This window comes from Enterobacter sp. JMULE2, assembly GCF_013337145.1.
GTDB lineage: Bacteria > Pseudomonadota > Gammaproteobacteria > Enterobacterales > Enterobacteriaceae > Enterobacter > Enterobacter mori.
Genome location: NZ_SGWD01000007.1, coordinates 1 through 7,105, shown reverse-complemented (window position 1 = coordinate 7,105; position 7,105 = coordinate 1). Strand labels below are relative to the sequence as shown.

General features: G+C 56.0%; 8 protein-coding genes and 2 pseudogenes. 4 read left to right on the top strand and 6 right to left on the bottom strand.

The window, feature by feature from the left end; genetic code table 11:
* Positions 1–862: 862 nt before the first annotated feature.
* Complete coding sequence (locus tag EXW94_RS00745) at positions 863–1,204, top strand: hypothetical protein (protein ID WP_174339286.1); 342 nt, start codon at positions 863–865, stop codon at positions 1,202–1,204.
* A 115-nt stretch (positions 1,205–1,319) separates the two neighbouring features.
* On the opposite strand, the pseudogene EXW94_RS28140 reads toward EXW94_RS00745, so the two are convergent.
* Positions 1,320–1,795 (bottom strand): annotated as a pseudogene (locus EXW94_RS28140) (transposase); the annotation flags it as partial.
* A 594-nt stretch (positions 1,796–2,389) separates the two neighbouring features.
* On the opposite strand from EXW94_RS28140, the pseudogene istA reads away from it, so the two are divergent.
* Positions 2,390–3,915 (top strand): annotated as a pseudogene (gene istA, locus EXW94_RS00730) (IS21 family transposase).
* A 24-nt stretch (positions 3,916–3,939) separates the two neighbouring features.
* Entirely contained in the window at positions 3,940–4,695 is a 756-nt protein-coding gene (gene istB, locus EXW94_RS00725; RefSeq protein ID WP_174339291.1) for an IS21-like element helper ATPase IstB, read from the top strand.
* On the opposite strand, the gene EXW94_RS00720 is transcribed toward istB, so the two are convergent.
* The 5 genes from EXW94_RS00720 to EXW94_RS00700 all read right to left on the bottom strand — a co-directional run bounded on the left by EXW94_RS00720 (position 4,645) and on the right by EXW94_RS00700 (position 6,742).
* The gene (locus EXW94_RS00720; protein WP_254797798.1) at positions 4,645–5,283 is read right to left on the bottom strand and encodes a zinc-ribbon domain-containing protein; all 639 of its coding nucleotides are present in this window, start codon (positions 5,281–5,283) and stop codon (positions 4,645–4,647) included. The two genes, istB and EXW94_RS00720, sit on opposite strands and share 51 nt — an antisense overlap.
* Positions 5,165–5,569 carry a putative zinc ribbon protein gene (locus EXW94_RS00715; RefSeq protein WP_174339289.1) on the bottom strand — a complete coding sequence of 135 codons (405 nt, stop codon included), beginning with the start codon at positions 5,567–5,569 and terminating at the stop codon, positions 5,165–5,167. Before EXW94_RS00715 ends, EXW94_RS00720 begins: the two co-directional genes overlap by 119 nt.
* Before the next feature lie 142 nt (positions 5,570–5,711).
* Complete coding sequence (locus tag EXW94_RS00710) at positions 5,712–5,960, bottom strand: hypothetical protein (protein WP_050862697.1); 249 nt, start codon at positions 5,958–5,960, stop codon at positions 5,712–5,714.
* 135 nt (positions 5,961–6,095) lie between these two features.
* The gene (locus tag EXW94_RS00705) at positions 6,096–6,452 is read right to left on the bottom strand and encodes a hypothetical protein (RefSeq protein ID WP_050862696.1); all 357 of its coding nucleotides are present in this window, start codon (positions 6,450–6,452) and stop codon (positions 6,096–6,098) included.
* Between the two features lie 2 nt (positions 6,453–6,454).
* The gene (locus tag EXW94_RS00700; RefSeq protein ID WP_174339288.1) at positions 6,455–6,742 is read right to left on the bottom strand and encodes a hypothetical protein; all 288 of its coding nucleotides are present in this window, start codon (positions 6,740–6,742) and stop codon (positions 6,455–6,457) included.
* Positions 6,743–6,780: 38 nt separating this feature from the next.
* Between EXW94_RS00700 and EXW94_RS00695 the strand changes: the two genes are divergently transcribed.
* Entirely contained in the window at positions 6,781–6,975 is a 195-nt protein-coding gene (locus EXW94_RS00695) for a hypothetical protein (RefSeq protein ID WP_174339287.1), read from the top strand.
* Positions 6,976–7,105 lie beyond the last annotated feature (130 nt).

The following is a 7,105-nucleotide window of genomic DNA, read 5'->3' as shown; positions in this document are numbered from 1 at the left end:
TACCGCACGAGTACTGAATAAGGCGACCGACTTGACGCGTGTTAACCCCGTCAGTGAAAAAGGTACCGGTGAATTAAAATACCCTCAGAAGCCAGATCCCCGGAAACCAGAGACTGAGTGATATAAATGCAAATGTGCGAAAACGCTCATTAAACATCCCTGCACTCTGCACTCCGGTAACGACAGGTACATAAATCGAATAAATTGCGGCGCCTGGTGCCTCCAGGTGAATCTGTATTTAGCCACTACAGATCCGCTCTCAGGTGTGCTTGTTTGGGTAATGCCAGCTAAATTGCCCCGCCGCACAGGGGGATTCACCGCAACCGGGATGGCGCTACGGCGTCCACCGCCTGACTCAAAGATGCTCTCATTTTCACTCACCGTAACGCCATTTCGGTTGAGGGGCGCTAAGCTACAATATTTGTCAAAACGCCAGTGTGCAAAAAATGCGGATTTATAAAAGGAATGACGCAACATACCGCCAGCGAAAAAAATAAATCATTTTGATATATAAAATTACCAGTCAAGGCCACTTGCCAGCGTCCCTCAACATGAAACAATGAAGCGTTTGTTGTATATCCACACTATTCCCTGTTTGTCTGGACGTTTAGATTTACCAGCAGCCGCCCCGTGCGGCTTTTTTTTATTTTTCTTATTGTATAATTTCACACAAAACGTATGTGACTGATTATTTCTTAACGTTGACTTTTCACTGAAAGATTTATAACTCGGTATCTTGTCGTATCGCCCAGTACCATCAGCTCAGGGACGACAAGCAGAAATGCGCCGGCACCGGGTTGTAGTGAGCACTGAACCAGGTCGAGTCTGAACAGCATGGCGTAGATTACCCGCTGGCGTGGGGATGCCGATTCTGTCATCTGCGGATCAAAGAGGCGTCGACAGACGTCATTGCCGTAGCGCTTACATTTATATTGCTGCCAGGCAGGAATTGCTTAAGACGGTTCCTGCTGAGGAAAGCGCCAGGAAAGCCCGGAGCATCGCTGATGCAGCTCTTGCGCAGGGGGCTCTGGAAAGATATGACCAGGGAGCGTTAGCACACAGGGTCAGGGGTGAATCGTTTGAATTGCCCGGACAGTTATCTGATGCTCTGGAAGCCTATGAACAGGCACTTGCAATGAATCCTAAAGTGGGTGTGCAGCGTCGGGCAACGACTCTGCGTAAAAAGCTTTCTGCAAAGAAATAAAACGAACCTCTGATACGGCATAGAAAATAAGTAAAGATGATGAGATAAAATGGCGCGAAACTGTGATGATTTTAGCCAGCGCACAAAAAACGAACTGGCTCTTCGGGGTCAGTCTCATCTCATCCGACGCACCCTCTTCGACCAGATGACGTTTGCGCCATACTCTGCGCCAGCCAGCCAGCCAGCCAGCCCCATGTAGCCCGGCTCTCCATTCCTCTTCGCCGAAGACCTTCAGGACAGTAGCATCGATAACCAGAGTCGAGATTTCCCCCCGGGCTGACCTCTTTATGCTGATGTTGGCGCGCTTTGCCCGTTTGCTGACCTGAGAGTAGTCAGCGCAGGCAGAACCATCAGGTAAAAATCGAGTCAATGAAGCTAAGCCCGGTGCGGCAGGTTTAACGCGCGCTTCATCACAACCTGGGTGATCGCCATATCGGTGTAGTGGAGAGATCGGCTACGGCCTTCAGGCTGTGCACTGTCAGTCCATGCTGCAATAGCTGATTCATCAAGCCAGACTGTGATCGAATCATGCTGCCTGAGCGCGTTGTTGTAAGCTGACCCGTTGGTGATTTTAAACTTTTGCTTTGCTATGGGGATCCGATGCGGAAGAAACTGTAGCGATAAGATCCGCCAGCCACCTAAAAGTTCGATTGATTCACCAGTTCGCTGCCTGACTTCGATATGCAGACCGGTAATCGGCCATACTCTCGCGGTACGGCAATCCAGGCGTAACGATGAGTGCCACCAGTCCCGGTCCATGGTTAACGGCCCGCTGCAGAAACGCACGCTGACAGCATCAGACGCCCGGATATAAGATTGATTCACAATGCAAACTCTCTCTGGATTAAATCAGGGAGGCCCCCTCTGTGGCGGTATCGGGTTCATAAGGAAGGGGGACTACCTGATACTGCAGCAGTAGTTTCTCTGCCAGTTCACTTCTTCGATGCTGTAGATTGCAAAATGGCATCTGAATCGATCACGGTTTGGCATTCGAATCGATCATGATTTGGCATGCATCTCCGATCGCGGTTTGGCATCACAATCGATCATGATTTGGCACGCATCCGATCACTGATTGGCATCCTGTCGCTCACTCCGGGAATTAACTCTTTCCATCACAGTCTTCATTGCTGTTTTAAGCCAATGGAGATATCGATGTCCAAAAAGAGAAAAGCCAGGAGTTCCATGGAAACCTGTTTTAAGATCCTTCAGCTTAAGTTCGACCAGAAGCTGACCAACCGTTGCATCGCACTGACGCTGAAAATCAGTGCATCAACCGTTTTTGAGGTGCTCTCCCGCTTTAAAGCCACGTCTCTCCCATGGCCCCTCCCTGAAGCCATATCCCACGCGGCCCTTGAAAAGCGTATCTTCCCGGCCAAAAGTGCCTCTGCGTCAGAGCTGGTTATGCCTGACCTGCTTCACTTCGATACTGAGATGAGAAAGCCAGGCGTGACGCGCCAGCTGCTGTGGATGGAGTACAAGGCTCAGGCCGGTGAGCTGGCTATGGGGTACTCCCACTTCTGCCGCTGCTACCGGGAGTGGAAAAAAACGCGCCGCCTCTCCATGCGCCAGGAGCACCGCGCCGGTGAAAAGCTTTTTATCGACTTCTGCGGCCCGACGGTCCCCGTCGTCAACCCGGATACCGGAGAAATACGCCGTGTGGCCATCTTCGTGGCCGTGATGGGAGCATCCAACTACACCTACGTCGAGGCGTGTGAAGGCCAGGATATGATGTCCTGGCTGAACGCCAACAGCCGCTGCCTGACCTTCCTGGGCGGCGTACCGAAGCTGCTTATCCCCGATAACCTCAAAAGCGCGGTGAAAAAGGCCGATCGCTACGAGCCGGTCATCAACGACAGCTACCAGGCGCTGGCGGAGCACTACGGTACCGTCATCATCCCGGCCCGCCCCTATAAGCCGAAAGACAAACCGAAGGCGGAAAACGGGGTCCTCATCGTCGAGAGGTGGCTGCTGGCCCGCATCCGCAATGAAACCTTCTACACGCTCAGGGCGCTGAATACCCGCCTTCGGGAGCTGCTGACGGACATGAATAACCGGCCAATGAAAGGGTACGGCAACCAGACCCGCGCAGAGCGCTTCCGCATGCTGGATGCGCCGGCACTCTCACCGCTGCCTCTGGCGACGTATGAGTACACCGAATACAAAGCGGTGAAGGTCGGTCCTGACTACCACGTTGAATATGCCCACCACTGGTACTCGGTCCCGCACGAACTGGTCGGTCAGCGTCTGTCGCTGAAAGCGGGTCAGACGGTGGTTCAGGTCTGGCACAAGGGTCAGTGCGTTGCGCAGTTCGCATGAGTATAAGCACACCACCAATCCGCTGCATATGCCTGCTCAACACCGGGGGCACGGGACATGGACACCGGAGCGGCTGATCGAGATGGGATGCAGCATCGGCCCGTTCACCGGCAGGGTGGTTGACGCCATGCTGAAAGCAAAGGCTCATCCGGAGCTGGCCTACCGCGCGGTACTCGGTCTGACCGCGCTGCAGAAAAAATACGGAAAAGAGCGACTGGAAAAAGCTAGTTGCGTCGCCTGGCACTATAACGCACCGGACAGACGGTTCATCGACAACCTGCTGCGCCACCATCGTGAGAACCAGGAGCTGCCGTTATCCCGTCAGAGCGAACAGCACTCCATGACCTCACCTGAGCATGAAAACCTGCGCGGGCCCGGGCTACTACCACTAACAGATGACCAAAGGAACCGACTGTATGAGCGATAACCTGTTAAACAAACTGACCCAACTGAAGCTACCGGCGATGGCCGGTAGCCTGATACGCCAGCGAGAAACGCCCCAGACCTACGAGGAGCTGTCGTTCGAGGAGCGGCTGACCCTGCTGGCCGATGATGAGTTGCTGAACAGAGAAAACGGTCGTGTTGCGCGGCTGAGAAAAAGCGCCAACCTGAAGTACCAGGCAGCCCCGGAGGGGCTGCATTACCCGGTCTCACGGGGTCTGCGGGCCGAACAGATGCGGGAACTGCTGAACGGTCACTACATCACCCACAAGAAAAGCCTGTTGATCACCGGCCCGACGGGGTGCGGAAAAAGCTGGATAGCCAATGCGCTGGGTGAGCAGGCATGCCGACAGAAACACAGCGTGCAGTACTGGCGTACGGGACGGCTACTGGAGATGCTGGCGCAGGGGCGTGTTGACGGCAGCTGGCTGAAGCATCTTAAACAGCTGCAGAAAACGCAGGTGCTGATACTGGACGATCTGGGTCTGGAACCGCTGAGCAACGCGCAATGTAACGACCTGCTGGAGATAATCGAAGACCGCTACGGACAAAGCAGCACCATCGTAGTAAGCCAGTTCCCGGTAGACAAGTGGCACGGTCTGATGGAGAACCCGACAACGGCAGATGCGATCCTGGACAGGCTGGTGCATAACGCGCACAGGCTGGTACTCCAGGGAGAGTCAATGAGGAAAAATAAACCGGCAGTGGAAAGCGACGAAAAAACAGGTTAAAAAGCAGTAGGAAAAGTTAAGTTCCCGGTTGATCGAATGGAGGCGAATCGCTGATCGAACTTCGATGCCAATCCGTGATCGAATAGAGCGGAATACGCAGTAGATACCGGTCTGGCACCGGTAACAGTGCTTCAGACCATGATAATGGTCACCGCACCACGCGCAGTACCAGGACAGCGTCATTACCGTTGCATCCAGTTCGTTGAGCATATTGCGCAGCTTCCTGTGCCGGGCCTCCGCTTTCACTTCCGGGTCGAGATGAGCGCAGTTCATCAGCACATCCCGGGCCACGGCCAGCGTATCGTGTTCAAACCACGCCGGGTCGCTGAAAGTGCCGGCATGCAGTACCAGACGACATCCACAGGAAGCACAGCCCCATATCTGCTCCTGTGCGCGCATGGCCTCACCGGCCGTCACAAAGTGACCTTCACGGTCATTTGCCAGATAACATTTCAGCAGGCGCATCCCCTTACCTCTGCCGTCCGGATTTCCGCTCAGAGAGCATTCTGCTGAACTCACCGGTTCGGCAACACAGGCAGTAGTGCTCGCCATGGTAATGGCTGTCGCAGCCACTGCAGTGCCAGTCATACTGGTAAACAAGCGGGCGGGCATGGGGTACATAATATTTAAGTTTCCGGGTAAGACAGGCCTCCTCAGGCTCTGGTCTGACATACGGACAATGCTGATCCCCGTTATCTGTCAGCATGTCGGACCGGTGTTCAAACCACGGTCGCTCATTGTTGTATTCAGGATGGTAACGCAGCGCACTGCCGCACAGATGGCAGGTGTAGCGGTCATACGGATACCGCTGTGCCGTTCGGGCTCCGGTGAGACGACCATGACCGTCAAGGGCTATGAAAGATTTGGCATACATCGTGGTTCTCCTTACCGCCATACGACATGCAGGCGCCAGGCGTCCCGGCACGGGCAGCCTGGTGACATGTGAACAGCGGGGTTAGGGATATCGCAGGAAACGGGGAGGATCGGCCGATCGTCCCCTGTATCCTGCCCGGGCACTACGGGAGTGGGCTGTCGCTGTCGTCGGCGTGGTCAGCCTTCTCCAGCAGCGGACATACGATCTTCTGTTCAGGTGAGGCTGCATCCGGATCGTGAATAAAGTGGTCGAAATCGAACACGGCTTCGGCCACAGGCACCATCAGCGCACCGCAAAGCACGCAGTAATGACGCCAGATAAACCACGCATCCTGCGCATAAACCAGATCACCGTGTTCGTCCAGGGCATACATAATCTTTACCGGCTCCATCAGGTTCCCTCCGGCGTAACGGGCTGTTCACTGGCCGCACCCGCGGCGTGAATGTTCATCATGTTCATGTTTTACCTTTGCTGAAAATGGAGAGGGAGGCTTAGTGACCTCGCCTCAAAAATGTTCCGGGGATGGTCAATAATCACCGTGTGCCGGTATGGCGCACTGATCGTCCTCACAGTACGGGCACATCCGGGGCCCGTACCAGCGGCTCCGGCACGGTATGCAGTACCAGCGCTGCGTCACGGTGGCCTGGCGGGGCGTGCGCCTGCGCTCGCGGGGCATGCGCGGACACGTCGCCGCTTTTACGATCGCCACGTTGTTGTGCAGGCTGTGCACAAACTGGCGAACGCCATCGAGGGTCGTCAGCAGCAGCCCGCCACCGCAGCCTTCACAGACATACAGAACCCGGTCGCTGAGGCCCGGCGCTGAAGCCCGCACGCGTCTGCCGCCGGCACCGATGGCGTAACTGATGGTGGTGGTAAAGTACACGCTCACCCTCCCTGAAGAACCGGTGACAGCGGCATGACCTCACGCACCAGGGCCGCGTATTGCAGGGGATAAGATCCGGTATCTTCCCGGCTAACCTGCAGCCAGACGGGGGAGGATAACAGGCACCGGATGCCAGCGGGATGAACCGCTGACCAGGCCTCGCCGGCCAGGGCAAGGAGCGCGCCGGTCTGGCATTCCCGCGAGCGATCGTGCCGGGGGCGGTAAATGCTGTGCTGACTGAGCAGCACCAGGATTGGCATGGCGGCAGCGGAAGATCTGCCCCATAGCATTCGAGCCGGTAACGGGCACGTTGCGCGCTGCGCGAGCAATGCCGGATACGGAGCAGTCGCCGCGCGAAGCAGGCGCAGGCGCGCGTCAGCCACGGGTTGCTTACCGTCCATCGCGCATGCCCCGGGTCAGGAGCGGCACGCTGAACAGCGCGCTGCGGCAGAAAGAACAGGATTTAGCCCCGCTGTACTGGCGGTGGCACTGCGTGCAAACCCAGCGGGTTGCTGAAGCATAAATGGGGTGGTTCATGGGATAGCCTTTCTGTATCAATGGCACGGGAAGCCCTGCGGCAGGTTCAGCGAACGTCGCATGCGGCAGGGCGTGTGCAGGTTTAAGGGGCATCGGGTGACGTTCTGATGAGCAGG

Excerpts from the sequence above, each read along its gene's own strand:
- EXW94_RS00745 (WP_174339286.1), top strand. The coding sequence starts at position 863 with ATGCCGATTCTGTCATCTGCGGATCAAAGAGGCGTCGACAGACGTCAT.
- istB (WP_174339291.1), top strand. The coding sequence starts at position 3,940 with ATGAGCGATAACCTGTTAAACAAACTGACCCAACTGAAGCTACCGGCG.
- EXW94_RS00720 (WP_254797798.1), bottom strand. The coding sequence starts at position 5,283 with ATGACTGGCACTGCAGTGGCTGCGACAGCCATTACCATGGCGAGCACT.
- EXW94_RS00715 (WP_174339289.1), bottom strand. The coding sequence starts at position 5,569 with ATGTATGCCAAATCTTTCATAGCCCTTGACGGTCATGGTCGTCTCACC.
- EXW94_RS00710 (WP_050862697.1), bottom strand. The coding sequence starts at position 5,960 with ATGGAGCCGGTAAAGATTATGTATGCCCTGGACGAACACGGTGATCTG.
- EXW94_RS00700 (WP_174339288.1), bottom strand. The coding sequence starts at position 6,742 with ATGCTATGGGGCAGATCTTCCGCTGCCGCCATGCCAATCCTGGTGCTG.
- EXW94_RS00695 (WP_174339287.1), top strand. The coding sequence starts at position 6,781 with ATGCCGGATACGGAGCAGTCGCCGCGCGAAGCAGGCGCAGGCGCGCGT.